This window comes from Marinicellulosiphila megalodicopiae, from assembly GCF_045862395.1.
Classification (GTDB): domain Bacteria; phylum Pseudomonadota; class Gammaproteobacteria; order Pseudomonadales; family Natronospirillaceae; genus Marinicellulosiphila; species Marinicellulosiphila megalodicopiae.
This window is the reverse complement of record NZ_AP023087.1, coordinates 4,520,883-4,547,875: the sequence shown is the minus strand read 5'-3', so window position 1 is coordinate 4,547,875 and position 26,993 is coordinate 4,520,883. Positions and strand designations below refer to the sequence as shown.

20 protein-coding genes are annotated in these 26,993 nt (G+C 35.9%); 5 read left to right on the top strand and 15 right to left on the bottom strand.

Annotated elements, in window-relative coordinates:
* Window positions 1-3 precede the first annotated feature (3 nt).
* Together TYM08_RS19560 and TYM08_RS19555 are read left to right on the top strand one after the other, a co-directional pair.
* Entirely contained in the window at window positions 4-1,620 is a 1,617-nt protein-coding gene (locus tag TYM08_RS19560) for a methyl-accepting chemotaxis protein (protein ID WP_422380837.1), read from the top strand.
* Window positions 1,621-1,828: 208 nt separating this feature from the next.
* Window positions 1,829-2,029 (top strand): hypothetical protein, encoded by a 201-nt coding sequence (locus tag TYM08_RS19555; protein WP_422380836.1) that lies wholly within the window; start codon window positions 1,829-1,831, stop codon window positions 2,027-2,029.
* A 291-nt stretch (window positions 2,030-2,320) separates the two neighbouring features.
* Here TYM08_RS19555 and TYM08_RS19550 read toward each other — a convergent pair whose 3' ends face one another.
* The 10 genes from TYM08_RS19550 to glgX all read right to left on the bottom strand — a co-directional run bounded on the left by TYM08_RS19550 (window position 2,321) and on the right by glgX (window position 16,398).
* Window positions 2,321-2,506, bottom strand: coding sequence for a hypothetical protein (locus TYM08_RS19550; protein WP_422380835.1), 186 nt, complete (start codon window positions 2,504-2,506; stop codon window positions 2,321-2,323).
* Window positions 2,503-3,030 (bottom strand): pyridoxamine 5'-phosphate oxidase family protein, encoded by a 528-nt coding sequence (locus tag TYM08_RS19545; protein ID WP_422380834.1) that lies wholly within the window; start codon window positions 3,028-3,030, stop codon window positions 2,503-2,505. Before TYM08_RS19545 ends, TYM08_RS19550 begins: the two co-directional genes overlap by 4 nt.
* 23 nt (window positions 3,031-3,053) lie before the next feature.
* Entirely contained in the window at window positions 3,054-3,476 is a 423-nt protein-coding gene (locus tag TYM08_RS19540; protein ID WP_422380833.1) for a MarR family winged helix-turn-helix transcriptional regulator, read from the bottom strand.
* A 265-nt stretch (window positions 3,477-3,741) separates the two neighbouring features.
* Entirely contained in the window at window positions 3,742-6,543 is a 2,802-nt protein-coding gene (locus TYM08_RS19535; protein WP_422380832.1) for a methyl-accepting chemotaxis protein, read from the bottom strand.
* Window positions 6,544-6,990: 447 nt separating this feature from the next.
* The gene (locus TYM08_RS19530; RefSeq protein ID WP_422380831.1) at window positions 6,991-7,407 is read right to left on the bottom strand and encodes a GFA family protein; all 417 of its coding nucleotides are present in this window, start codon (window positions 7,405-7,407) and stop codon (window positions 6,991-6,993) included.
* 217 nt (window positions 7,408-7,624) lie between these two features.
* Window positions 7,625-9,670, bottom strand: a complete 2,046-nt coding sequence (locus TYM08_RS19525; RefSeq protein ID WP_422380830.1) for a M3 family metallopeptidase — start codon at window positions 9,668-9,670, stop codon at window positions 7,625-7,627.
* Between the two features lie 10 nt (window positions 9,671-9,680).
* A complete protein-coding gene (locus tag TYM08_RS19520; RefSeq protein WP_422380829.1) occupies window positions 9,681-10,577 on the bottom strand; it encodes an alpha/beta hydrolase in 897 nt (298 codons plus the stop codon).
* 77 nt (window positions 10,578-10,654) lie between these two features.
* The gene (locus TYM08_RS19515) at window positions 10,655-11,383 is read right to left on the bottom strand and encodes a pyridoxine 5'-phosphate synthase (protein ID WP_422380828.1); all 729 of its coding nucleotides are present in this window, start codon (window positions 11,381-11,383) and stop codon (window positions 10,655-10,657) included.
* Window positions 11,384-11,436: 53 nt separating this feature from the next.
* Entirely contained in the window at window positions 11,437-14,307 is a 2,871-nt protein-coding gene (locus TYM08_RS19510) for an EAL domain-containing protein (RefSeq protein ID WP_422380827.1), read from the bottom strand.
* Between the two features lie 42 nt (window positions 14,308-14,349).
* Window positions 14,350-16,398 carry a glycogen debranching protein GlgX gene (gene glgX, locus TYM08_RS19505; protein ID WP_422380826.1) on the bottom strand — a complete coding sequence of 683 codons (2,049 nt, stop codon included), beginning with the start codon at window positions 16,396-16,398 and terminating at the stop codon, window positions 14,350-14,352.
* A 410-nt stretch (window positions 16,399-16,808) separates the two neighbouring features.
* Here glgX and fusA point away from each other — a divergent pair, with 410 nt between their 5' ends.
* The 3 genes from fusA (at window position 16,809) to TYM08_RS19490 (ending at window position 21,156) form a co-directional block, all read left to right on the top strand.
* Window positions 16,809-18,905 (top strand): elongation factor G, encoded by a 2,097-nt coding sequence (gene fusA / locus TYM08_RS19500; RefSeq protein WP_422380825.1) that lies wholly within the window; start codon window positions 16,809-16,811, stop codon window positions 18,903-18,905.
* A gap of 121 nt (window positions 18,906-19,026) precedes the next feature.
* Window positions 19,027-19,965 carry a hypothetical protein gene (locus TYM08_RS19495; RefSeq protein ID WP_422380824.1) on the top strand — a complete coding sequence of 313 codons (939 nt, stop codon included), beginning with the start codon at window positions 19,027-19,029 and terminating at the stop codon, window positions 19,963-19,965.
* A gap of 273 nt (window positions 19,966-20,238) precedes the next feature.
* On the top strand, window positions 20,239-21,156 hold the full coding sequence (locus tag TYM08_RS19490) for a hypothetical protein (RefSeq protein WP_422380823.1): 918 nt from the start codon (window positions 20,239-20,241) through the stop codon (window positions 21,154-21,156).
* Between the two features lie 284 nt (window positions 21,157-21,440).
* On the opposite strand, the gene TYM08_RS19485 is transcribed toward TYM08_RS19490, so the two are convergent.
* The 5 genes from TYM08_RS19485 to TYM08_RS19465 form a co-directional block, all read right to left on the bottom strand.
* Window positions 21,441-21,833 carry a putative zinc-binding metallopeptidase gene (locus TYM08_RS19485; RefSeq protein WP_422382851.1) on the bottom strand — a complete coding sequence of 131 codons (393 nt, stop codon included), beginning with the start codon at window positions 21,831-21,833 and terminating at the stop codon, window positions 21,441-21,443.
* 264 nt (window positions 21,834-22,097) lie between these two features.
* A complete protein-coding gene (locus TYM08_RS19480; RefSeq protein ID WP_422380822.1) occupies window positions 22,098-23,249 on the bottom strand; it encodes a twin-arginine translocation signal domain-containing protein in 1,152 nt (383 codons plus the stop codon).
* Entirely contained in the window at window positions 23,249-24,919 is a 1,671-nt protein-coding gene (locus tag TYM08_RS19475; protein WP_422380821.1) for a DUF1592 domain-containing protein, read from the bottom strand. Before TYM08_RS19475 ends, TYM08_RS19480 begins: the two co-directional genes overlap by 1 nt.
* A 130-nt stretch (window positions 24,920-25,049) precedes the next feature.
* Entirely contained in the window at window positions 25,050-25,517 is a 468-nt protein-coding gene (locus TYM08_RS19470; RefSeq protein WP_422380820.1) for a hypothetical protein, read from the bottom strand.
* 50 nt (window positions 25,518-25,567) lie between these two features.
* Window positions 25,568-26,890 (bottom strand): hypothetical protein, encoded by a 1,323-nt coding sequence (locus TYM08_RS19465; protein WP_422380819.1) that lies wholly within the window; start codon window positions 26,888-26,890, stop codon window positions 25,568-25,570.
* Window positions 26,891-26,993 lie beyond the last annotated feature (103 nt).

Here is a 26,993-nt window from a genome sequence, read left to right as displayed (position 1 = left end):
CATATGTGGTCAAATCTCTCAATTCGCAACAAAATGCTTTCTGTGATTGCACTATCCTTTTTATCACTCACTCTATTTAACGGCTTAGAATTACTGAACAATGGTAAATCTGTAAAACTTGGCCTTACGATGGACCGAAATCAATTGCTGTCAGTTGAGGCAGGGTTTGAATTTAAAAAACAAGTTCAAGAATGGAAAAACGTATTACTTCGAGGCAGTGACAGCGCACAGAATAAAAAATATTGGGATAAATTTTTAGCTCAACAGGCGATCACTCAAGCAAAGGTGGATGAATTAATTAAGCATTTAAAAGATTATCCAGATCAATTAGCCTTGGCAGAAAAATTCAAAGTTGATCATCTTAAAATGGGTGCAGCTTACGCAAAAGGCAAACAGGCTTTTGATAATGCCAAATTTGATAGCGCTATTGGCGATGCCGCAGTAAGTGGTATTGATCGTGAACCCACTGCATTACTGCAAACATTGTCCGATCAGTTATATGAAATTGCGGAAGACCCTTCGGTGAATGCACTTAAATCTATCGATCTTATAATTAATAAAGGCATCGTAATTTCTATAGTTATTTCATTCATATTTTTTATTATAACGGCTTATATTATTACTCACTTTGTAGTAAATCCAATAAAGGCAAGTATTTCAGATTTGTCCGAAGTATCCAAAGGTAAAATTACGGAACCTTTGGATGATGAGCGTACTGATGAGTTAGGGGTGTTGAATCACTCGATTAATCAAGTGAAAGATTTCATGAAGTCTGTCATGGAAAATTTACAGCACTCTAGTCAGCAGCTTTCTAGTTCATCCCATTCTTTAGATAAAATGTCTAATCAGGCGGTGAGTATTTCGGAGGGTCAAAAAAGTCGTACCGAACAAGTGGCTACAGCTATTCAGGAAATGGCTCATACTGCTCAAGATGTTGCTAATAATGCAAGCACTACAGCCAGTGAAACTGAAAGTACCAATAAGTTGGCGACAAAAGGTTCAACTGCCATGAACAATGCCATTGCAAGTATTGATACTTTTGTACAAGAAATAAAAAATGCCACTGCAGTTGTAAAAAATCTAGCAGAGAATACAAACAATGTTGGTGCTGTTTTAGATGTAATTAAAGGCATCGCTGAACAAACTAATTTACTTGCATTAAATGCTGCAATTGAAGCCGCGCGTGCTGGTGAACAGGGTCGAGGTTTTGCCGTAGTGGCAGATGAAGTTCGAACCCTTGCCCAAAAAACCCAACAATCTACAAGTGAAATTCAGTCGATTTTAGAAACGGTACAAAATGGTGCCAACAATGCTGTGACCGCTATGTCTACAGGCCAAGAACGCTCAGATGATGTTGTGGAGCAAGTCAATACGGCATCGGGAATTTTAGCAGATATTGCTAAATCCATCAGCGCAATTAATGATATGAATATTCAAATATCAACTGCTGCTAATGAGCAAACAACAGTTGCTGAGGATATTTCGAGTATTGTGGTACAAATTCGCGATAACAGTCAGGAAAGCGCTGCAATGACAAATAAGTCTAAAGAAATTAGCGCCGACTTAAATAAGCTTACTGATTCATTTAATATTCTTGCTAATAGATTTAAGAATGAATAATGGATCGACTAACAGACCTTCGGGTCTTTTTTTATGTCTAGTGAATATTAAAAGTATGAAAATTCAATTTTTATACATTTTTAGTCTAAAAATCGAACAGCAAAAATATTGATGTAATCTATTATTTTATGACCGCTTTAACACTGATGAATTAAATATTTATCCTTTGATGCGGGCTTTCATTCACTGTCGATTTAAGGAGTCGAAAATGCGTAAAATCATTACCCCACAAAAACCAAAAACATCACATGTGATTATTCAAAACCACTCAAAACGCGCAAGCCAAGTATCTGCTGATATAGAAGCATTTTTAAATCGTGGTGGAAAAGTAGAATCGGTAGATGCAGGCATCACAGGATTTGAAGATTTGCACACACCCAACACTTACAATAATATGCGTAAACATTAAAAGCGTAAAATTGTATATCTAACTATCTAACCTTCTTACAGGTTTAACAGTTAGATATACTATGTACATAAATTTATGTGATCATTTATATTGCAACTATTTATCAACCTCGACTATTTATCAACCCCGACTATTTATCAAATCCAGCTATTTATCAAACCAAAATTTTAATCAAACCAAAATTTTAATCAAACCAAAATTTTAATTAAACCAAAATTTTAATTAAACCAAAATTTTAATTAAACCAAAATTTTAATTAAACCAAAATTTTAATTAAACCAAAATTAAAATTTATAAAAAACATGATGCCGCTTCAATTTCTTGAGCATAGGTTTTTGTGATTTCGATAATTTGTAATTCCTGTTCATATATAAAATCTAATAGTTTTAATTCACGCTCACTTGGTTGATTCGTGTTTGAAATTATTTCACCAGTTATACGCTCAAAGGTTAGTTTTTTAAATTTAGATTCAGTCATTTTTTTCCTAAAGTATTCATATTTGATATGGAAGATTTAATACGTTGATGGCAATTAAAAAACACTCGATTAATTTTTATTAACAAAATACGTTTTGCTTTTGGCCATGTATTTAAATGCTCGTCAGACGGGAGGATTATTTTAACGCTACCATTCACACGCAGTCTTTGCGCTTTATCAGGATGAATAAATAATAGCCCTATATTTGGGTTGTCTATCAAGTTACCAACGCTATCCAATAATCCATTGCCAGAAAAATCGGGCATGAGCAGCGTTTTTTGGTCGATCACTTCTAATAAAGGCAGTAGGTTACCTGTGTTTTCATCGCAATCGCTTCCGCGAAAGCTGCAATCACAATCTCCTTGCATATTACTGGTGGCTATAAAACAAAAATGAAATTCTTCTATAAATTGAATCTGAGTATGATTTAGATATTGCGTGATCATTTTTTCTAATATCACTTTTGGCGGTAGTGTTTTATCTTGATACTTATTTTGCGCTTTAAGTTGGTTTTCAAAAAACATATTGATTCCTTTAGTGTTGTCAATTACACACTGAGTTCTTCTGAAATTTTATGACAAAGTGTCACGCATTGCTCAACAGTTTCGGGATTTATTTTTTTGCGTGCTGTCTTAAATAACTGCTTTGCCGTTTTGTCTAATTCAATGGCAAAACGTTGCCCACTTGCTGTCAGGCTAATAAATTTACTGCGTTTATCACTGGGTGAAGTAATCCGTTTTACCCATTTATTTTTTTCTAGAACATCAATAAATCGGGTAATGGTTGAAATTTCTAATTGTAAAATATCTTTTAAATTATTGGCGGTTAATTGAGATGAATCATGATGAATTGCAAGTAGTAAATATCCATGGGAAGGTGAAATTGAATGTTGCTTAAATGCGTCATCCCAAATCTTATTTATCAGGCGAGTGGTTCGATTTAAATTAAAATATAGGCATGTTTCAAACATAGGGTCTCAGTATAATTGTTTTGTTATTTGATTGATTGTACATACAAGTAAATAGCAATGATCGAAATAAGTCAAATAAAAATTAGTGGCCATCATCCAAGTTCTAAAAGATGTCCACATCAAAATTGTATACTTGGTTAATATTTTGGAAATAAGAGGTTTGCTTTTAAGTCCTTACGCGCCTTCAGAAATTAAATTTATTCAGCGTTTTGATAAAATGAGTAGATTCTATCAATCTCAATAAATAATCCAAAATGCAGAAAAATTATAAACGGAATTGGGATACACGATTATTTAATTTTTCAGCTTGAAACTGAAGGCTTTTTGCAGCTGAAGCGGCTTCTTCAACTAAGGCGGCATTTTGTTGCGTCATTTCATCCATTTGCGAGACGGCAATGGATACCTGATTAATTCCAGATGCCTGCTCTTGAGATGCATCGGCAATTTGACGAACAAGTGTGTTTACATCACTGATGGATGTCACTATTTTTTCCATGGTTTCGCCAGATTTTGCAACTTGAAGATTGCCGTTTTCAATTTTGTTAGCAGACACTTCAATTAAGGATTTAATGTCTTTTGCAGCAGTGGCTGAGCGCTGAGCTAATGATCTCACTTCAGAGGCAACCACAGCAAATCCGCGACCTTGTTCACCCGCTCTTGCTGCTTCGACTGCTGCATTTAAAGCCAATATATTCGTTTGAAACGCAATAGCATCTATCACAGCTAAGATATCCACAATTTTAGCTGAAGACTGACTGATTTGTGTCATAGTCGTTATGACTGTTTTGATGCTGTCCCCGCCTTCTTGGGCTATTATGGCAGCTGAAGATGCGAGGTCATCTGCGTTTCGTGCGCTGACTGCATTGGTTTGCACTGTTGCAGTAAGTTGCTCCATGCTCGAAGCGGTTTCTTCTAAACTAGCAGCTTGCTGTTCTGTGCGTAGAGATAAATCATTATTCCCGCTGGCTATTTCAGTTGAGCCTGTGGTGATATCTTGAGCGGCTGTTAATATTTGTCGCACAATGTCAGACATATTTTCTAACATATCGTTAACGCCACTGGATAATTCGCGCAACATTCCACTTTTGCCTTCCAGGCCAATCCGTATTGATAAATCATTGTTTGAAGCAGCCGTTACTGCTTTTTGAACTTCATCAACGGTTGTTTGTAATGCATTGGCCGCATTAACTTGCTCGGTCACATCTGTGGCGTATTTTACAACTTTAAACGGGCGATTATCAGCATCCATAATCGGGTTGTAGGATGCTTGTATCCAAACAGCATCACCATTTTTTGCAATACGTTTATATTGCCCTGAATCGTATTCTCCACGGCTTAAATTTTCCCAGAATTGCTTGTATTGAGTACTTTTAGAGTGGGAAGGCTCAACAAACATACTATGGTGTTTACCCTTAATTTCACTTAACTTGTAACCTAATGTGGATAAAAAGTTATCATTGGCGGTTAAAATATTGCCTTTTAAATCAAATTCAATCACTGCCTGTGCCTTACCGATAGCAGCTAATTGACCTTCGTAATCTGCGTTTTTAAGTTTACTTTCGGTGATATTTGTTGCGTATTTTACAACCTTAAAAGGTTTGCCTACGGCATCAAAAATCGGATTGTAACTGGCTTGAATCCATACTTCCTTGCCTTTTTTATCAATACGTTTGTATTGACCGGCTTCGAAATTACCAGCTTCTAATTTTTTCCAAAACTGTTTATATGCATCGGTGTGGCTATAGGACTTATCCACAAATATACTGTGATGCTTGCCTTTTATTTCGTTTAAACTGTAACCCAGTGTGGATAAAAAGTTATCATTTGCATGTAATATATTGCCTTTTAAATCAAATTCAATGACTGCCTGCACCTTGCCAATTGCTGCCAACTGACCTTTAAAATCTGCATTTTGAATCACATCTTCAGTAATATCCGTTGCGTATTTAACGACTTTAAATACCTGATTATTCATATCTAAAATAGGATTATAGCTAGCCTGGATCCATATTTCTTTTTGGTGCTTGCCAATACGGCGATACTGTCCTGCTTCATATTGACCTTTTGCTAAATTTTGCCAAAATTGTGAATATTCAGAACTGTTGTGAAGTTTTGAATCGACAAACATTCGATGATGTTTGCCTACAATTTCCTCTAATTGATATCCTAACGTGTGCAGAAAATTTTCATTGGCATGTAGAATATTTCCATGAACATCAAACTCAATCACTGCCTGCGCTTTGTTGATAGCGGCTAGTTGACCAGTAACAAAAGCATTTTTTAATTTCTCTTCTGTGATGTCTGTTGCGTATTTAACGACTTTAAATGGGGTGTTATTGGCATCCATAATAGGGTTGTAACTGGCGTTTAGCCAAACTTCTTTTGCACCTTTGCCAAGTCGTTTGAACTCACCTACACTGCTTTGACCCGAACCTAGTTTGTGCCAAAACGCTTGATATTCTTTGCTTTTTGCATATTCAGGCTCTACAAACATACTGTGATGGCAACCCTGAATTTCATTAAGTTGATAACCAACTGTTGATAAAAAATTATCATTAGCTGTTAATATATTGCCCTTTAAATCAAATTCAATGACCGCCTGAGAAAGTCCGATGGCTTTTAATTGGCCAGAAAAATCCGCTGCTTGAATAACCTTTTGAGTAATGTCCGTCGCGTACTTTACAACTTTATAAGGTTGATTACAGTGATTGAAAATAGGATTGTAGCTGGCTTCAATCCAGACTGGCTGCTTGTTTTTAGACACGCGCATAAACTGTCCAGAAACGTACTCTCCATTATTTAATTGTTGCCAAAACTGTTTATATTCATCGCTTTTTGCTGTGTGTGCATCAACAAATAAACGGTGATGTTTGCCTTTAATTTCTTCAAGGCTATAGCCTAAAGTCGATAAAAAATTGTCATTGGCCATTAAAATATGACCTTCCATATCAAATTCAATAACGGCCTGAGATTTATTAATCGCCTGAACCTGACCGCGTAAATTAGCCAATTCCTTTGATTTAACAAAAGAGCGATTGCCAAGTAAAAAACTAAAAAAAGAAACCATGAGCATTTATCCTAAATATCAATGCACAATGAAGTTGATTATTATTGAGCTTAGGTTGAATGTTAGAATTTACAAGTAGTTGAAATATTGTAGTGCTGTAAAATTAAGAAAGGGAATATCTATTATTAAAAGGCTATTTATTCAAACGCATGTTGCTGCGGGAAGTTATCATTAATTACTGTCCATTTTGGTTTTTGACTTATTCAAATTGTCCAGTTTTGTGACGATTCATGAGTATTTTAGATGAGTGGGAATACTTATATTAAATAAACTAAACATTCAAAATCAACTCACACAAATCATGACAGGCCCTTGGCAAAAAAAGATCAAGCAACAACATTTTGAAGGATTAAAAGAAGAGCAGTACCTGCACAATTAGGTGAAGACGATTTAGAAACAGTAAAATCATTGAACAATAAAAAAGGAGCTTTCGCTCCTTTTTTGTGTTTATTCGAACTCTTGAAACTGAGGCAAGTCATCATTAATCACAGACCAGTCTGGTTTTTGACTGACCCAAATATGTCCGGTGATGTTTACGATTGGCTCTTCGTTTAATGAACCTAAACGAATTCTTCTATCGTCGGGATGAGTGTCTAGTTGTGCAAAAATCGGCGCAAAACAGGTTTTGCAATGGGCTCTATCTTTATGCGGGCTTGATCGGTAGTGAACTAAATTATCTTCGCCTTTGGTTAATTTAAAATCTTCTAAATTCACTAAGGATACAACCGAAAAAGACGTGCCGCTTAGTTTTCTGCACGTTGTGCAGTGGCAATATCTCACATCGTTTAATGTTTTGGGTACTGTAAATGTGACTGCGTTGCAGTGACAGCTTCCTGTTATTGTTTGTATAATTATTGTTTGCATAAAATTCCTGTGTTTTGTGGGGCACCATTTATGGTGTCAGTTTTTAAAAACAATAGGCTAAAGCCAAACCTACAAATACAAGCGAGCGACTGAGATAGCAAGGCGGGTTCTCCGACGCGACGTACAAGGATGTACTAATGCAGTGGGTGCAGGATGCACAAGAGCCGCCAGATATCTCACCAAGCGTTTAATTTTTTATCCCTTCAAAAAATTAAACTTAAAGAGAAAGTCCTCGATCTTTTAGTAATGCATCAATTTTTGGTTCACGACCTGCAAAGTTCACAAACAATTCCATAGCGTCTTTTAATCCGCCTTGGCTGATGATTTCATTTTTGAATCGACTTGCCGTCGCTTTATTAAAAATGCCTTCTTTTTCAAAAATGGCAAATGCGTCTGACGATAAAACCTCTGCCCAAAGGTAGCTGTAATATCCAGCTGCATATCCGCCTGCAAAAACATGGGTGAAACTATTTTGGAATCGGTTGTAAGGCACGGCTTCAATCACCGCAAACTCTTTACGAATGTCATCTATTAATGACTGAATCAAATCAGGATTATTTTCATTATATTGTTGATGTAATTTAAAGTCGTAGATCGCAAATTCTATTTGACGAATTAAAAACATGGCCGATTGAAAGTTTTTAGCGTTGAGCATTTTTTGCAAAAGGTCGTCATTAATCGGTTCACCAGAATCTTTATGGCTTGAAAGGTACGCCAATACTTCTGGTTGCCAGCAGAAATTTTCCATAAATTGCGATGGTAATTCCACTGCGTCCCAAGCAACGTGACTAATGCCGCTGATGTTTGAGTCATCTATGGATGTCATCATGTGATGCAAGCCGTGACCAAATTCATGAAACAATGTGGTCAGCTCGTCATGGGTTAGAGTGGCCAATCCATTTTCGTCGGGTTGAGTGAAATTACATACCATATAAGCAACAGGTAGCTGTTTAAATGTCGGTGTCACCATACGAGCACGACAGTCATCCATCCAAGCGCCACCGCGTTTACCTTCGCGTGCGTATAAATCAAAATAGAAACCCGCAATGATTTCGTTGTTTTCAAAAATATCAAAATACGCCACGTCTTTATGATATACATCGACGCTTTCATTTTTAACGATTTGCACGTTGTATAATTTTTCAACGGTTTGAAATAATCCGCTTAGGCAGTTTTCAATAGGAAAAAATTCTCGGATCTGTTCTTGGTCAATACTGTATTGCGCCATTTTTAGTTTTTCACTAACAAAGGCTACGTCCCATGGTTTTAGATCTTCAAGGCCGCATTCTTTTTTTGCAAATGCTTGTAGCGCTTGAAACTCTTTTTTTGCTTGTGGTTTTGCTTGTATTGCAAGTTGTTCTAAAAATTCTATCACTTGATCGCCGTTACTGGCCATTTTGGTTGAAACGGATTTTTCAGCGTAGTTAGCAAATCCTAATAGTTTTGCTAATTGAATTCTTTTTTGCATGATTTGCTCAATCACGGGATGATTGTTTAGTTTCTCGCTGTCTTCTTTTTTAGGAGTTTGGTCAGATGCACGAGTAACAAATGCTTGATAAAGTTTTTCACGCAATTCTCGATTGTTTGCATAGGTCACAATGGGCATATAGCTTGGAAAATCTAGTGTGATCACAAACCCATCTAATTCTTTTTGTTGAGCTAATTGTTTTAATAATGATTTTGCGCCAGCAGGTAATCCGTCTAATTCTCTTTCATCGTTAATGTGAATATAAAAACTTTGAGTGGCATCTAATACTTGTTCAGAAAATTGTTGAGTTAAAACTGACAGTTCACTTGTGAGTTTTGCATAGGTTTCTTTTTTGTCTTGAGCTAATGCAATGCCCGATAACTCAAAATCACGAATGGCTAAATCAACCACTCGTTTTTTCTCACTATTGATTTGAGAATATAATTCACTGTCTTTTATGGTTTTATATAATTCGTATATTTCTTCATCTTGCCAAAATGCATTGGAGTAATCTGTCAGTTTTGGTAATGCTTGTTTGTAAGCGTCTCGTACTTCTGGTGAATCTTGAACACTTGAAAGATGAGAGATAGGTGACCAAGCATTATTTAGGTGACGACTTATTTCATTAAATTGCTCTAGGCAGTCCGTATTGGGTTTGGCTTTAAATGCTATTTTGATGTCTTTTATTTTTTGTAGATTGGTTTTTAAAATGTCATCAATAGCAGGGTTAAAATGCTCAGCTTTGATTTTTGAAAATTCTGGTAGTGCATTAAAATTAAATAATGGATTGCTCATGTGAAGCTCCTTACTTTGTCGCGATAAATTGAGTGATTTGTTCAATAACTGGGCTGTCTTTTAACATTCGATAATGACCGAGGCCTTCTGTTTTAATTGTACATTCAGGTTTGATTCGGTCGTTGATGCTTTCAAAGTCACTTTGTAATACTTCTTCATCTTGAGTATCAAACATCAACAGTGTTTGGTTAGGTAAATGATCAAACAGATCTTCGCGCTTAAAAAATTGCCAAGGATCTTCTTTTAGAATGATCTGCATGTCATCGTGTATTAATGTGCGCATTTTTTGTTGAATGGCTTCACGAATGCTCATATGTTCGCAATAGGAATCAAACATAGTATTAGGAGAAATGCTTGGGGCGATCCAAATAAGTTTTGTACAACAATAGGCGGGTTGAAATAATTTAGGATTTGTCGCAAGAATAGTTGCCAAACATCCTAATGAGTGCGATATCGTGGCGTATATAGGCTGTCCTGTTTTTGCTTGAATTTGTTGTTGTACGTCAATGAGTGTTTGTCCAAAAAGATAGGCGTTACTGGTTTTACCAGGATGCTCACCAAAACCGGGCGCATCAAACCACCATACACAAAACCCCTCTCTAACTAAAGGGTTAATAAATTTACGTAGCTGTCCACCTCTTGCATTCCATCCATGCAATAAAACTATGTGTTTATCTCCTTCACCGTAACCGTAAATTGGTGTGACGCCAGTGTTTATTATATGGTTGGCCTGAGATTTTAATTTTGGAATATACAGACCTTTTCCCATATTAATAGGGCGTGACCAGAGAGTGGCTAAATATCCTGCAATTGAATTTGGAAAGACATAACTGAATAATCTTAAGGGTTTGGCAATGGGATTGGGGGTAAATACGGGTTGGTGTTTGTGATCTTTTTTTTCTGTCATGTCTTTTCCAATTTACTAGAGAAGGCTCTGAAAAACTAAAAATGAAAAGATCTTAGTTATACAGAGTCTTCTGAAAATTAAGCGTTACATATTTTTACATACTTCTTAATGGTGTCTTCAAAGCCATTTAAAAGGGACTCAACTACTAATGCGTGTCCAATACTGACTTCATCAATATTTTGTTTCGCAACAAAGTCGGGTAAGTTTTGTAAATCTAAGTCGTGACCAGCGTTCACTTCAAGCCCTAGAGACAAAGCATAGTCTGCGCATTTCATGAATTGTTCAAGCACAGCACTTTTATTAATTGAATCAAATGATACGGCATAATATTCCGTATATAACTCAATACGTGCAACACCTAATTTTGCAGCTAATTTGATTTGTTCTAAATCAGGATCAACAAATAAACTGATGCGGGTTTTGCTGTTTTTAAATGGTTCGATTATTTTTTGTACAAAGTCATAATGCTTGGTTAAATCCCATCCGTGATCAGATGTAATTTGGCCAGGTTCATCGGGTACTAATGTGTATTGATCTGGCTGTACTGCTAACACTTCTTTGTTTAATTGCTCAGTAGGGTAACCTTCAATATTCAGTTCTTTACCTTCAAATTCGTTAACGATATTTTGTAAGGCTAAAATGTCCGAATAGCGAGCATGACGCTCATCAGGTCTTGGGTGAATGGTGACACCCACAGCACCGTTTTTCATGGCAAGGCGAGCAAATTCATTGACGCTTGGAAAATCGCGGCCGCGAGAGTTACGCAAAAGTGCGATTTTGTTTAAGTTTACGCTAAGTTGAGTCATAAGGAGGTGTCAGTCGAAAAATGACTTATTGTAAAGCACCGCGAGCATAGAAACTAGGATGCTTTAACTTGAGATATCAGATGATTAGAAAGTGGGGCAGGTTTAGCGATGCCATATCCTTGTGCGTAATTTATTCCAATACTACGCAGCACTAGAACAATGTCTTCGTTTTCAACAAATTCAGCAATGGTTTTTAATTCCATAGCCATAGCCACATCGTGAATGGATTTCACCATGGCTTGGTTGGAAGGTGAACAAACAATATCCTTCACAAAGCTGCCGTCAATTTTTACATAGTCGACATCTAAATTAGCTAAGTAGCTATAAGAAGAGTATCCGGTACCAAAGTCATCCAAAGAAAAACGACAGCCTTTATCTTTAAAGGTTTTAATAAATTTACGCGTGGTTTCTAAGTGGGTAATGGCCATGGTTTCTGTTATTTCGAAACAGATTTTTTTAGGATTAATAGGGTATTGATTAAATAAATCATTAATACGCTCAATGGATTCTGGCGTGCTTAATGTGCTACCTGATAAATTGATACTGGCACATTCTAATTGGGCTTCATGTTCTGGGTTGGAAGTGACCCAATTAAAGAAATGGTTAATCACCCAGCGATCAATATCCTGCATTAAGTTAAAGCGCTCAGCAGCGGGTAAGAATTCACCAGGAGCAATGATGCCACCTTTTGCATCTTGTAAGCGAATCAGTACTTCATAATGCAAACCTTCTTTTGCTCCAAGAGTTTGAATCGGCTGATAGAATAAAACAAAATTATCATTTTTGAGTGCGTCGTTAATTCGATGGTAACCGGTTAATAATATATTGGCAGCATTGTCTTTGTGGTTGTCAATTGAGTAATATTCAATGCGATTACCGCCGTTAAGCTTGGCTTGTTTTAACGAAATGACGGTACGTTCATAAATGGTACGTAAATCATGATCAGATTTATCAAACGCTGCGCAGCCAATACTTGCATTAATTTTAAAGTTCTTCTGATCCCATTCAAAGGCGAATGGAGAGAGTTTCTCTTTGATGCTGTGAGCAAGCTCAATGCCTTCGGCTTCTTGAACATTTGGTAAAAGTATAAAAAATTCATCACTTTGAATACGAGCAATTTGATGACGAACATAGGTGTTACTTACTAATAAACTGGCAATTTCACTTAATAATTGATTGCCCGCAAGTTGCCCACACGATTCATTGATGGCGCTAAATGAATCTAAGTTGATATTGATGCCAAAACAGTGCTCATATTTATTAATGGCTAATGACACCTCTTCTAGAATTTTATTGCGATTTAAAAGACCGGTTAAGTTGTCGTGATCTGCTACATAATTTAATTTTTGTTCGGTCGCTTTAAGGTCGGTAATATCAACAATCGTACCTTTAATATGCTCGCTAGAGTTTTTGGAATTTGGCATGATTCTTAAACTAATGGACAGCCAAAATAAGCGATTTTTAGCGTCTAAAAAGGTGACCTCTCTATTTTTGATGCGTAACGTTTTATGCAGCTCGTCAAAAATCTCTTGTTTTTCTTCGATGTTATTAAACCAATTTGCAATGTTTTGGCCTTCAGGATTTTTGTTTTGAAGTAGCGTGCATAATGCGGGGTTCGCATCTTTAATGATGCCATCATCATCGCAGGAGAAAATGCCTTCTTCAGCATTTTGAAAAATATCATAAAAACGGGAAATGTTTTTTCGAGATTCTTCCATGGCATGTTTAGCACTGGTTTTTTCAGCTTGTAATTTTTTAACAATCGTTAAAGAAAGCAATGAATAGCTTAATAAAATGGACCAATGAACTGAATTATCAGTGATGACTGATTTATCTAATAGGTCCACCGCGGTCATAAATGACATGCCTGCTCCTAATAGGAAAATTGTCCAAACAATCGAAAGTACACTATAAGATTGATAACGCTTAGCTGCTAAGTAATACACTTGGAATGTCGTAATTATTAAAGTTATGGCACATAAAAGGATGATGAGCTTTGTTATACCTAAATACAACGACGAAAAGCAAAGAGCAAACAAGCAGAATGTGGTGACTTTAATTGAATAATTAATAAAATATAATGTTGGGTGAGGCAGGCGCAGTGGTTTAAAAATATCATGGATGCTAACTAAAAAATAAATGATCAGACACAGAGAGAACATCTCTATTTTTAGGCCGAGTGTGCCACGTAACATTGGAAATAATTCGAATAAAAACCCTGAATCGGATGCAGCTAATGTGGCCATTAATACTGGAAAAAAAGAAAAACTAAAAAAGATGGATTCTCTTGTGAGTAAAAACACACTTACGTTGTAGAAAAATAGAAACACCCAAATGGAATAAAAAGAAATTTCCCACATTTTTCGAGAGTCAATGATGTTTTGAAAATGGTCAGCAGTAAGAATGTCCATACCAAAACGATTAAGGCCTGTGGTATCTAAGCGTGTAAAAATGGTGCTCACTTGATTAGCTGGAAATGTCAGGTTAAATGCAAAACCGTTAGTAATAATCGGTTTGGTTTCAATTGGGCGATTTGAGCCAGTTTGCACTTCATATAAAACTTGGTTGTTTTGGTCCAGATGAGTTAAATCGATTTCAAAAATATGAGCTTTTTCAAAATAAATGACTTTTGATATAGCTGAATCTGTCGGGTTGTTAAATTGTGTTTTAATCCAGAATTCACCGCCATTAAATACAAATGTTTCAAGGGTTTCTTGCCACTGCATACTTGAGACATGCTTAATCGCATCGAGATCTTTGACGGGGGTGGTGGAAAATAAAAAGGTAGAATGTTCTAAAATAGAAACTTGATTGGGCGTATTTGCCAATTGCAGAGGCTTAGCTTGCGCAACCGTTGAAAAGATTGCACAAAACAAAAGGCATGCAATAAAGCCACCTAGATATGTGTGAATTTTATTAATCATATACTGCTTAAATTAAAGATTACTTTAAGCAGTATAGTCAGTTTACAAGCTCTGCAAGGGCTGTTTACGTTTTAATACAATTAATGAATGTTCGGTCACCATAATTTCACCTGTGACCTCTTTTGGTTCGACTTTATCAAAATTAGTATCAAGGCATACTTCCCAGCCAGCCTGCGGAGTACAAGGCAATGTTGCTTCTTTGTCAGTTTGACTTGCATTGATTAAAATCAAAAAATATTGCTCAGATAGGTGTAAATTTATGACAGGATTTTCGATTTTATTGGAAAGTAATAATTGCAAACATGTCTGTTTTTTTGACTCCCAATTTTCGGTTGTCATGGCATAACCGTCAAAACGATACCAGTGGCTGACATCATTTTGATTGGTTAAATCAATCTTGCGTAATAGTTCGCTGGACTGTCTTAATTTAATAGTGGACTGCATAAATGATAAAAACTGTTCTCGGCTTTCATCTAGATCCCAGTTAAACCAGTTGATGTGATTGTCTTGACAGTAAGCGTTGTTGTTACCATTTTGAGTGCGTCCAATTTCATCGCCCCCTAAAAGATGCACAACCCCTTGAGATAATAATAAGGTCGCCATTAAATTGCGTTTATGTTTTTGGCGGGCTAAAAACATTTCGTGGCTCATCGCTTTGCCTTCTGCGCCATGGTTATAACTTATATTGTGCCCATGTCCGTCGCGGTTTTCTTCGCCATTAATATGATTATGTTTGTCGTTGTAACTAACAAAATCCTCAAGGCAAAATCCGTCATGGTAACAAATATAGTTTATAGACTGGCTGTACTTTGGTGATTGCTTAGCTAAACAATCGGTACTGCCCATAAGTCGAAGAGCAAATTCTGCTAAATTACAATGTTCTTGTGGATGCCAAAAATGTCGCATTTGATCGCGAAACTTATCGTTACATTCGTACCAAATAGCAGGGAAGTTACCTACTTGATAGCCGCCATACCCTATGTCCCAAGGCTCTGCTATAAGTTTGATTTTGCTTAAAATTGGATCTTGTTCAACGCATTTAAAAAACGCTGAGTAATGATTAAAAGTCGCATTTTCACGGCCAAGGGTTGCTGCCAAGTCAAAGCGGAAGCCATCAACATGAAAAGTCGTTACCCAGTGACGCATGGAGTCTAAAACCAGTTGCAAGGTTGTGAAATTTGTTAAATTGAAACTGTTTCCGCAACCTGTGAAATCTTGATCTAGGTAATAAGCAAGCGGGCCGTCTAAGCCTTTGTGGCTCAAAACCGAACCATGCTTAGAAGATTCAGCAGAGTGGTTGTATACCACATCCATAATCACTTCGATGTTGTTTTTGTGCAGTGATTGAACCATTTGTTTAAATTCTAGGTTTGCATCTTCAGTGGCAAAACGTGGCTCTGGAGCAAAAAAGTTAATTGGGTTGTACCCCCAATAATTACGCAGTCCCAATCCATCCAAGCGCTGTTCGGTTGCACTTGCAAAACAAGGTAGCAATTGCACAGCAGTGATGCCTAACTCAACTAAATGATCAATTAAAGGCTGGTGTGTAAACGCTAAATATTTGCCGCGATGACTGATTGGCAAGTCACTGCGTAAATAGCTAAAACCTTTAACATGCACTTCGTATAAAATGGTTTCGTCCCACGCATGATTTGGAGCGGTCACGCCTTGCCAGTCAAATGATTGGTCTACAACAACGGATTTAGGAATTAAAGATTGGTTATCGCGATCAATGGGGGTGGCTTCACCCAGTTGACGTTGATGCGTGATTAAAGGATTTGAAAGCGCTTGGGCTCTTGGGTCAATCAATAAATAATTGGTGTTAAAATATTTACCAACCTCTGGATTGTATTCGCCATTGGTGCGGTAACCATAATATTGGCCATAATCAATGCCTTCAATCACAATCGACCAACGCCCCATTGGCATTTTTTCCATTTTAAAATCGGCGAGCTCTTGATGATTTTTTTCGAACAAACATAAAAAAACAGAGTCGGCTTGTGGCGCTAAGACAGTAAATTGAAAACCCTGCTCAACTTTTACCACACCTAAAAATTCAACATCAGGTGTTTGGGCTAGTGCTTGTGGCATGACAGTCTCTCTTGTTTGGTGAATTTTGTTAATCATAAAAGCAAACTCAGTCGGTTGCACTAAAATCCTTTTGAAACCTATATTTGAATTGGTTCTCATTATAAAAAAACGCGAAATACAATGAATTTTCATGGGTTTTAAGTGGAGCTTTTCGATGAAAAGCGTTTTTAGATGAATGATTTAAAACAACTTTTAGATTAGACAATCAAAATCACTCGGGCAAGTGGTGACATAAAAAACTTAAAGTCTTGAGAATCGGACTTAAAAAATTAGAAATTTCAGCCTAAATCGCCAAAAAGCATATAAAGCAACAATTAATTACGTCAATTTAAAAGTTTTTATAAGCACCCGTGGAAAAATCTTGTATACTACGCGCCAATTTTTACAACCCTTAAATTGAGTAAATAAACATGGCAGATCTTTCGTTATACAGAAACATCGGTATTTTCGCGCACGTTGATGCGGGTAAAACCACGACTACTGAGCGTATTCTTAAGCTTACTGGTAAAATCCACAAGTCAGGTGAAGTACATGACGGCGCGGCAACTACCGATTTCATGGAACAAGAGCAAGAGCGCGGTATAACGATTCAGTCTGCTGCGACTACTTGTTACTGGAAAGACCATCGTATGAACATCATCGATACTCCAGGTCACGTTGACTTCACGGTTGAAGTTTATCGTTCACTTAAAGTATTAGATGGCGGCGTAGGTGTTTTCTGTGGATCGGGTGGTGTTGAGCCGCAATCAGAAACTAACTGGCGTTATGCGAATGACTCAGAAGTTGCTCGTGTTATCTTCATTAACAAATTAGACCGTATGGGCGCTGATTTCTACCGTGTTGTTGATCAAGTAGAAAAAGTATTAGCAGCTAACCCACTAGTTATGGTTTTACCAATCGGCATCGAAGAAGATTTCGTTGGTGTGGTCGATCTATTAACTCGTAAAGCTTACGTTTGGGATGAAACAGGATTACCTGAGAACTTCGAAATCACTGACGTTCCGGCTGACATGGTAGACAAAGTTGAAGAGTACCGTGAAAAGTTAATCGAAACAGCTGTTGAGCAAGACGATGACTTAATGGAAGCTTACTTAGAAGGCAATGAGCCTTCAATTGAAGACATCAAACGTTGTATCCGTAAAGGGACACGTACAATGGACTTCTTCCCAACTTTCTGTGGTTCTGCGTTTAAAAACAAAGGTGTTCAAAACGTATTGGACGCGGTTGTTGATTACTTACCAAACCCAACTGAAGTTGATCCACAAGAATTAACAGATCCTGATACAGGTGAAGCAACAGGTGAAGTTGCATTAGTTTCAACTGATGAGCCTTTAAAAGCGTTAGCATTCAAAATTATGGATGACCGTTTTGGTGCCCTTACTTTCGTACGTATTTACTCAGGCGTATTAAACAAAGGCGACACAATCTTAAACAGCTTCACTGGTAAAACAGAGCGTATCGGCCGTATGGTTGAAATGCACGCAAACGATCGTAACGAAATTGACCGCGCACAAGCCGGTGATATCATTGCAATCGTTGGTATGAAAAACGTACAAACGGGTCATACATTATGTGATCCAAAACACCCTTGTACATTAGAGCCAATGATCTTCCCAGATCCAGTAATCTCAATCTCTGTAACCCCTAAAGATAAAGGCGGTTCTGAGAAAATGGGTATCGCTATCGGTAAAATGGTTGCAGAAGATCCATCTTTCTACGTTGAAACTGACGAAGATTCAGGTGAAACGATTCTTAAAGGTATGGGTGAATTACACTTAGACGTTAAAGTTGATATTTTACGTCGTACATACGGTGTTGATTTAGTCGTAGGCGAGCCGCAGGTTGCTTACCGTGAAACCATCACTCAAGAAATTGATGATTCTTACACACATAAGAAACAATCAGGTGGTTCTGGACAGTTCGGTAAAATTGATTACCGCATCAAACCGGGTGCTCCTGGTTCTGGTTTCGTTTTCTCTTCATCAGTTGTTGGCGGTAACGTTCCTAAAGAATTCTTCCCAGCTGTTGAGAAGGGTTTCAAATCTATGATGGACACCGGTACATTAGCTGGCTTCCCTGTATTGGATGTTGAAGTTGAATTATACGATGGTGGTTTCCATGCTGTCGATTCATCTGCTGTTGCTTTCGAAATCGCTGCTAAAGGCGCGTTCCGTCAGTCTATCCCTAAAGCAGGCGCACAATTAATCGAGCCAATCATGAGTGTTGATGTATTTACTCCTGATGATCACGTTGGTGATGTAATTGGTGATTTAAACCGTCGTCGTGGCATGATGAAAAGCCAAGAAGCCGGTGTTACTGGTGTTCGTATTAAAGCAGACGTTCCTTTATCAGAAATGTTTGGTTATATCGGATCATTACGTACAATGACATCGGGTCGTGGTCAATTCTCTATGGAATTCTCTCACTACATGCCTTGTCCAAACAATGTTGCTGAACAAGTAATCATTGATGAAAAAGCAAGACAAGCAGCGAAAAAGAAAAAGTAATTTTTCTTAATTGAATGCTTAAAAAGCCTCGGTCATGTGAATGATCGGGGCTTTTTTGTATCAGTATTAACGATTTGTCCTTAAATAACTCACAGTAACCATATAAAGAATTAGGATCAAAATGAAATATTTAATAATTACTTTTCTAGCAATAAGTTTAAGTAATGTAAGTTTAGCGGCTAGTGAAATAGAAAATGAAATTCTTCAACAATTTAAGGAGAATAAAAACACAGCCAAAAAAGATCCATTTTTCGATGACTTTTTAAAATCGAAGGATGGCGATAATGCCGTATTAATGAAAGGGTTGTTAACTTATAGCGACCCACAACATGCGGAACAATTTTTTAATAATCATCATAAAATTTATGAGCATATGGACAATATTAAAATAGTGATATTGTATTTGAACTATTTAGAATCGTATCTTGATAATTACGACAGTGATCAGATTGATATTTTATTTACGCCAATTTTTCAATATTTCGAAAAAACCGAATTCACAGATGACATGCTACGAGGCAATGAATATTTTGGTTCGGGATTTAAAGCTAAAATAAACTCCGTCTTTTTTAAATTATATCGAAAAAAATCGATTCAAAAGCAACAACAAAAAAGAATGGCAGAAGCATTAATACAAAGGAAAAAATATTTCGAAAATAAATTTTCAGGCAAATTTATTGAGCATCCATATATTATTGAATTGAATGAATTTGTTGATAATGGGTTCAGTAATCAAATTAAAGAAGTGGCATTATTAGAAGACGTTAAAGCAGCTTGGTCAAGCTCGACAACCAATCAACGTAATCATTTTTTGGATCAGCTTGAAGTAAATTTAGAATCGAACCAGTGGGTTAATTCGCTTTTGGAAACAAAACAGAATAAAGAAACTACCAAATCCATTTTGGAATTTTTACTTTCAAATATCAATGAGATACCTGAAAATAAACATTCAGTATTAAAATTTATTGGTGACAATCAAAGATTTCCTTATATAAGAATCGCAAATGAATATTTAGGCGAAGATCAAGTTGATGCTTATCTTGAATTAATTGATCAATAATTTTTACAGGATTTGAGCAGCAAATAAAACGTTAAAAATGGCGATATAGGTATTTGCCATAAGGGTTGTGACTTATAAGTGATAAATAGAAAACGATCATGAATTACGAAAAACCGCCTTAGGCAAACAGATATCTTCAATGCTTTTTGCTATTGTTTGTTGGCTATAAAAATACACGGCAAAAATATAAAGTTAAAAAGGATCGATTAGTGCAAAAACAGCCTAACGGTTTTTAATATTTGGTATTAATCAATTATATGAATAGGAATGAATATGAAAGTCACACTCGATATTGATCAATTACTCAGCGAAAATGAAATCACTCAAGCTGAGTACGAAAGATTTAAATCCTTAGCCGCAAAATCCACAGGCTCTTTGGCGTTTAACCTTTTAATTGGGTTTGGTGTTATTGCTGTCAGTGGAGCAGCACTGGCTTTAATTCCGACACCCGCAACGGCAATCATCATTGGTTTATTGATTCTGATTGCAGGTTTAGTCGTGCTAAGAAGTCAAACAACTGAATGGTTAGTGTTGGCGAATATATGTTTGTTAGTTGGCGCTTTAATGTCGGGCGCGGGCATAATGGGAGTATTTGAGGGACATTTATATTCTATTTTGGCTGTAACTTTACTGTTTGCACTGATCGCCGTGTTTGCTAAAAGCTCACTTTTAGCAGTACTTGCCACGTTAACCCTGTCAGCCTGTATTGGTGCAAAAACAGGGTATTTTCATGCCAGTTATTTTTTGGTGATTCAAGAACCCCTTTTAACCGTCGTAATTTTTAGTGCGTTGGCGTTTGGCCTGTATCAATTATCCAAAAAACTACCCGCAGAATACGAGCGTGTAGCCATTGCAACATCAAGAACCAGTGTCTTTCTAGTTAACTTTGGTTTTTGGGTAGGATCGTTATGGGGTGAGCGAAATGAAGATAGGGTAGTGATCATGGACGATTCAGTGTTTGCAGTGCTTTGGGCGTTAGCCATAATCGCAACGGCGATATGGGCATGGAAGAATAATCGAAGATGGGTGTTAAATACCGTTGCCGTATTTGGTGGGATTCATTTTTACACACAATGGTTCGAACGATTAGGTGCCTCCCCAGATGCTGTATTGATGGCAGGGTTATTGGCATTAGGCTTTGCCGTTGGGCTTAAAATGTTAAATAGTAAAATGCAAAAAACGACTGATTAGAGTATTTCATTTTTGAAACAAAAGGACTGATTTTGAGTGTCATTAAAATAAGGAAGCGGTTTTAAGTAACCGCATAGATCTTTAAAAGTGCGTGCCCCTTGATGTTTGTCCCTTGAGGTTGGTTGTTTTGTAGGTTTCGGATTCATTCGAAAAAAACTATCAAAATCATTCAAAAAACTACAGACAAAGCAAGTCAAAACAGACACCGGATTTTTCTTTATTTTTAGAGAAGGGGTATTAACCCTAACCTTCCCTAAAAAATTATGTAACAGTGTTTATTCTTCTTACAATTCACCTACTGCCATATCATTAATAATATCGTGTACCAATCTTAATTTTTCTTTAACTGAATGGGAGATCACAAACGGATATGTATCTGGCATGCCCATGCTTCGGCTTAATCCATTTAAAACAAAAGTAAGTGAATACCACATTTCAAATAATTTATCGAAATCATCTTTGTTGCGCATGGAGGATTTTGTACGTCGATTTTTACCTTTTGTAGAAGGCGATTTGACTGCTAAATCATAAGCGGCAGCAGTTTCTAAGGTGTCTAACATATGTAAATAATGCGCCCAGGTTTCCGCCCAATCTTCCCAAGGATGCATCGTTGCGTAAGCGCTTATAAAATTATCACTCCAATTGGCAGGCGCACCATTTGCGTAATGATCGTAAATTACCTTTTTGCGAATAAATCCATAACATACAGTTTTTAGTTTGTGTCTTATTTTTTTTGGTTGGAACCTAAGGTTTTTTTAGTCTCAATTTAACAAGGCCACTATCAAATTGGCTTTTTGTCGAAAATCAATCCACTATAAATACAATGGTAAGTAGATACTTGTTTCATAATACTGTTAGAAAGAAAAAACTAGATATTAATTTAAAACATAACCATAAAAAAAGGGTATATTTTTTATCTACCCTTTTTAATTGCTTATTAATTACTGAACTGCAATTCCCGAAATCGGGCCGAGTTCGGATCGATATGATAATTTTGAATTCATAAGCTGAACAATTGTATCTAAAAATCGATCTTGATCGGAAATATCGCTTACTTGTCCGCCATTTAAAAATGCACCACCTGCTAGCATGTAAGGTGAATTATATGGATCATGCACATCACCGTCGCCTTCGTTTGAATACAATACAACTAATGTTGAATCTAATAATGATTCACCATTGCTATCGTTTGTATCTTTTAACTGCTTAATTAAATCTGCAACCTTTTGATCAAATTCACGGCGCTGAACAACATATTGATTATCTTTCCATCCATTATGAATCGCCACGTGATAATTTATAAAACTTTGGTGTGGCACGATGACCGACTGTTCGTCAGTTGTCCCTGTCATAAAGTGTATAATATTTGTTTTATTAGTTTTGAATGCAGATACCATATTTATTATTTGGAAATCTGTTTTTGTTGAATAGCTTTCAAGTGTTGTTTCAGCGGGCAAAACAGTTAAATCATATAAATTTTCATATTTTGTTTTTTGTGTGTTCAACATATTTTGATAGCGAATTACTTCCGATGGATTCACGTTTGAAATTGTATTAATGATCGTCTGAGCTTGGTTGAAATTTTCTGATACTATTTTATTAAATGGATTAGCTTGACTCGACTGTAATAGATCATAGGTTTTCCATGGATTACTTTCAAGTGGAGCGCCATTAACAAAACTATTTGTAGCAGTTTGCGTGCTGGTTATTGGTAAAAAATCAAGCGCATAATAACCGCCAAATTCTTTAATAAAAGCTTCAATAAGATTTGGATCTTTAAATGTACCTTGATATTTTAACCCGCCCAGATCAACCCCTTGCGAGCCTTGCGTCTGCATTTGATCAAAGAATACGCAATGTTGTTTAATTGATTCATACGGTTGTGTGCATTCATTCATTTGCAATTCACCACCAACAACAGTGGGTGCCCAGCGCTTTGACGGTGCTCCAGAAGGCACGTAGAAAAATATTACGTTTTTTGCAAAATTAGTATTTGTTGCATTTAACTTTAATGTTGTCATAGCTGTTGAACCTGTGACTGCAACAGCCGCAGAAGTTTTAACGAATTGACGTCTATTGATTTTACTATTCATTATAATATTCCTTGGTTTGTATTACAGCTGAGGCTGGGAAAAGTAATTGATTCAATATTATGAGTTTCACCCCATAAAATAGAGCGTTCGCTATTTAATAATCGTGTAATTTGTCGCTCAACGATTTTGCTATCATCAAGTTTATTTGTAATAGCTAATCGCTCAAGCTCTTTGTCTGGCACCGAGCCTAAATAATTAAACGAGAGTAATGAAGCGATTTCCCAATTAGATAAAATAAAATCGTTATTGCTATACTGATCAAATAATGATGAGTCATTTCTTACAAATAGTGAAGTGGATTCATTTTTTGAAATTTCCAATCTGTCCAAAAAAATAGCCCCATTATTTGTCTGAGATTCAAACATTTTTCGATTTAATATAATTGAATTATTTGAAGCCTTTAAGTGAACATTAAAATCTAAACGTAATGTTTCACTTGAGTTTATTTGTGTTGTATGAGGCTCCATATCATTTATTAAAACCTGAATATAAGGAATATCATTTTCAAGCGCTTCCGTATTAGCACGTACATATAAACTTAAAATATAGTCGCCTTCAATGGGCAGCGCAATGTGTGAAATAACTACATTTTCAAATAAAGGTAATCCGAAAAAAGGAATATATTGATCGCTTTGTTCATCATTAAAACTGTATTCAATTCGTCTATTGATAATTTTTTCATTTTCTTTATTAAGTAAATTAAACGCATCAATTTTTTTTAATAATGAAATTTTACTCTCCCCCAATGTTGTGTGAAACAAAAATTGTGGAGAACTGAATGCTGTGATAAGTGATGATTTCATCGCTTTTGAAAAATCTAATTCTTCGAATAAATCAGAATGAAATTTTATATTGTAGGACCAGTTACTTTTACTTAATTCTGGATTGATTTGTCTATAAATCACAGGAAGTACATTAAAAAAGTATTTATCGACACATTCTTTTTCTGATAATAAATTGCAGTCTAAAATATTTTCAAAATTTTTCTGCATAGATTCTTGCGCAATTTGTTGTGCAAACTCTAAAAATATCAAAAATTCTACATTGTTTATATCGTATTGTGCATCCAATGAAATATCAGTTAAATCAATAATAGAATTATTATATTGCTCAGAAGTTAATAATTTTAGAGTTTTTTCACCGTAGTTATTTACATCATTACATTTTGCATCTATAGGATCTGGTTGCACATTAACTACATTGACTGTGTAAGCATCTGCATATCTAAGTTCAACTTCATAACTGCCAGCCACATCATAATGATGATTAACAATTGCTTGATTAGAACTGATTTCAACGCCATCACCAAATTGCCAATTATATTGCCCTGTAATGCTTACTCCAGGACAGCCAACAATATTGCCTTGAAGTTGTAGATCTTGATTATTCTGCGCGATTACGTCTATGTTTACAGAAAGTGCTTGTTCGCATTTCTCAACTGTAATGTCGGTCTCGGTCTTTGTCTCTGTTTGGGTGGTTGTAGATAGTTGATTGTTAGTGGTTGTTTGAATTTGAGTGTCCGTTTGCTGAGCACTTTGAGTTTGAGTTTGAGTGTTTGTATTTACACTGGATGATGTACCCGTTCTGCTCACATTATTTAGTGGTTCGTTTTCATAACAACTAGATATCGCCATATTGGCAATGACAACAAAATATAATTTGTATCGCATATTAAAATCCTGTATTTATTAATTCTATCGTTAATATTCAAAGCCAAGCGGATAAATCTCTGATCAGTTTACGATTTAACGTTAATAATCAATTAACCAATCTAACTTGACTCTATGTAATTATTTTAAATTAAAGTTTATATCCAAGTTTTATTTCGAACCCAAATGTCATATCATCAAAAAAAGTTATATTTTCACTGATTAATCCTACGCCAAATTTTAAAACAATGTTTGAGGATTCAACTTTTATCCCACTCATTAAATAGCTAAATTCATATTCCAAATCAAGACTATGGCTGCTTGAATTTGAAAATAGTAAAGCTTGACCGTTAGCAATATAAAATTGTTTGGCGTTATATTCCAATCGATAACCTAACCCGTAAATTTGTTCATAGCGATTAAGCCCAATGGCCGTTGTTGGTCCAAATAAAAACTTTCCCGATTTTGATTCAAACAATACATTCGCTGTTAAAAAAATAGACTGATCTATTGCAGATAATCCTGTTAATAAAGGTGATGTATTAATTTCAAGTGCTTGAGCTTGACTTGTGAAAATGGTTAAAGTTGTACAGGCCAAAAAATATTTTAATTTATTCATTGAGGTTACCTACTGATAAACATATAAGGTTATTATTGACATGAAATTATTTATTGCCACTTAAACAGGCTATTACTAACTCCTACTAAATTATCATCTACAACCATTAGATCAATGTAATAGCAATCTAAAATAACCCCTTCGTTTGATACGATAATTTTTAAAATTCCATATTTTAAGTAATTTTCTAATGTTGGATTAATTAAAATATTTAAATCATTTTCTGATGTGTTGTTGAGTGAATTAGTAATTAAATCTTCAGTGCTAGGGAATGATCGTTGATTATTTGTTTCTAAATTTTCATTAATCGATACACAATATTCTATATTATTTTCCATAGTGCTTGGGTATTTTCCATCAAAATCTAATTCTATAATTGTACTTTCTGTCGCAACAGATTCTATGCCATCTGTATTAATAACTAAAATTCTATCGTTTGAGGTTGTAATTCGTTGCTTTGAAATAACTTGATTATTTTCAATAATAGCTTCATTTTTAATGACAAATCCGACCCAGCTCTCAAATGATGATGAGACTGTGTAATTGCTACCATGTTTTATTCTTGCTTGCGAGAATACTCCCTTAAATAACAGTAAATCGTCAGGATCAATTTCGTAATTACGTTTAAATGGTGCATTGTTTGTCATTATGCTTTGTGTGCGTATTTCAATATTAGATGCGGTGTTTTTTTCTACTGCTATTGTGTCAACGTGAATGTCATCGCCAATTAATTTATATGCTTCAATGACATGTAATTTTTTTTCTTCAACGTTATCCAATAACGGATTTTGAGTGGCATCCGTTAAAACATCGACTAACGGGTAACTAACATTATAATCCCAATAAATTCTATTACGAAACTCGCACACTTGATTGGTGTGAATTGTAATAGGTAAACCAATCTCTTGATTTCTGTTGCTGTTTGCCTCGTTATTAAAAGTTGCTTGCACTACAAAGTCTTGACTGGATGTGTCGATATTAGAAAACGTCCAGTTTTCAATTAATGCTAATCCAGCTAAATGAGTCGTAGGGGCAGAATGAATATCTAAACTTAAATTTGTTTGCAGTTCTTTTTGTTTAATGGTGCCATTTATGGATTGCTCAATCAGTGCGCTGCCTGTGTATTCACCTTGGATAAGGTTAGATATACCATCCCATGAATCACTGCAATTATATTGATAGGTTTTCATTAAATTATAAGGTGTGATACTGAATTCATTGACAGAATAATCGACCTGATTAATATGAGTTGTAGTGTTCGTTTGCATTAAGATTGATGAATCTTCGCTTTCTTGGTTTTGCTCATTGAAGCATCCGCACAAAAACGAGCAAAGAACAAAGAGCGCAATCATTTCTAAATATTTTGTTTTCATGTGTCCTACCTCATGTTGAATAAAGGCATGCTACGCTAATAATATTGTAGAAAATGTTAATTGTACGATTTTTGCGAAGTTGAGCTTGTTTTAATTGTGCTAC

Coding starts and splice junctions, on each gene's coding strand:
- TYM08_RS19495 (WP_422380824.1), top strand. CDS start 19,027: ATGAAATATTTAATAATTACTTTTCTAGCAATAAGTTTAAGTAATGTA.
- TYM08_RS19555 (WP_422380836.1), top strand. CDS start 1,829: ATGCGTAAAATCATTACCCCACAAAAACCAAAAACATCACATGTGATT.
- TYM08_RS19540 (WP_422380833.1), bottom strand. CDS start 3,476: ATGTTTGAAACATGCCTATATTTTAATTTAAATCGAACCACTCGCCTG.
- fusA (WP_422380825.1), top strand. CDS start 16,809: ATGGCAGATCTTTCGTTATACAGAAACATCGGTATTTTCGCGCACGTT.
- TYM08_RS19515 (WP_422380828.1), bottom strand. CDS start 11,383: ATGACTCAACTTAGCGTAAACTTAAACAAAATCGCACTTTTGCGTAAC.
- TYM08_RS19520 (WP_422380829.1), bottom strand. CDS start 10,577: ATGACAGAAAAAAAAGATCACAAACACCAACCCGTATTTACCCCCAAT.
- TYM08_RS19470 (WP_422380820.1), bottom strand. CDS start 25,517: ATGAATAAATTAAAATATTTTTTGGCCTGTACAACTTTAACCATTTTC.
- TYM08_RS19475 (WP_422380821.1), bottom strand. CDS start 24,919: ATGCGATACAAATTATATTTTGTTGTCATTGCCAATATGGCGATATCT.
- TYM08_RS19560 (WP_422380837.1), top strand. CDS start 4: ATGTGGTCAAATCTCTCAATTCGCAACAAAATGCTTTCTGTGATTGCA.
- TYM08_RS19525 (WP_422380830.1), bottom strand. CDS start 9,670: ATGAGCAATCCATTATTTAATTTTAATGCACTACCAGAATTTTCAAAA.
- TYM08_RS19530 (WP_422380831.1), bottom strand. CDS start 7,407: ATGCAAACAATAATTATACAAACAATAACAGGAAGCTGTCACTGCAAC.
- TYM08_RS19545 (WP_422380834.1), bottom strand. CDS start 3,030: ATGTTTTTTGAAAACCAACTTAAAGCGCAAAATAAGTATCAAGATAAA.
- TYM08_RS19510 (WP_422380827.1), bottom strand. CDS start 14,307: ATGATTAATAAAATTCACACATATCTAGGTGGCTTTATTGCATGCCTT.
- glgX (WP_422380826.1), bottom strand. CDS start 16,398: ATGCCACAAGCACTAGCCCAAACACCTGATGTTGAATTTTTAGGTGTG.
- TYM08_RS19535 (WP_422380832.1), bottom strand. CDS start 6,543: ATGGTTTCTTTTTTTAGTTTTTTACTTGGCAATCGCTCTTTTGTTAAA.
- TYM08_RS19490 (WP_422380823.1), top strand. CDS start 20,239: ATGAAAGTCACACTCGATATTGATCAATTACTCAGCGAAAATGAAATC.
- TYM08_RS19465 (WP_422380819.1), bottom strand. CDS start 26,890: ATGAAAACAAAATATTTAGAAATGATTGCGCTCTTTGTTCTTTGCTCG.
- TYM08_RS19480 (WP_422380822.1), bottom strand. CDS start 23,249: ATGAATAGTAAAATCAATAGACGTCAATTCGTTAAAACTTCTGCGGCT.
- TYM08_RS19550 (WP_422380835.1), bottom strand. CDS start 2,506: ATGACTGAATCTAAATTTAAAAAACTAACCTTTGAGCGTATAACTGGT.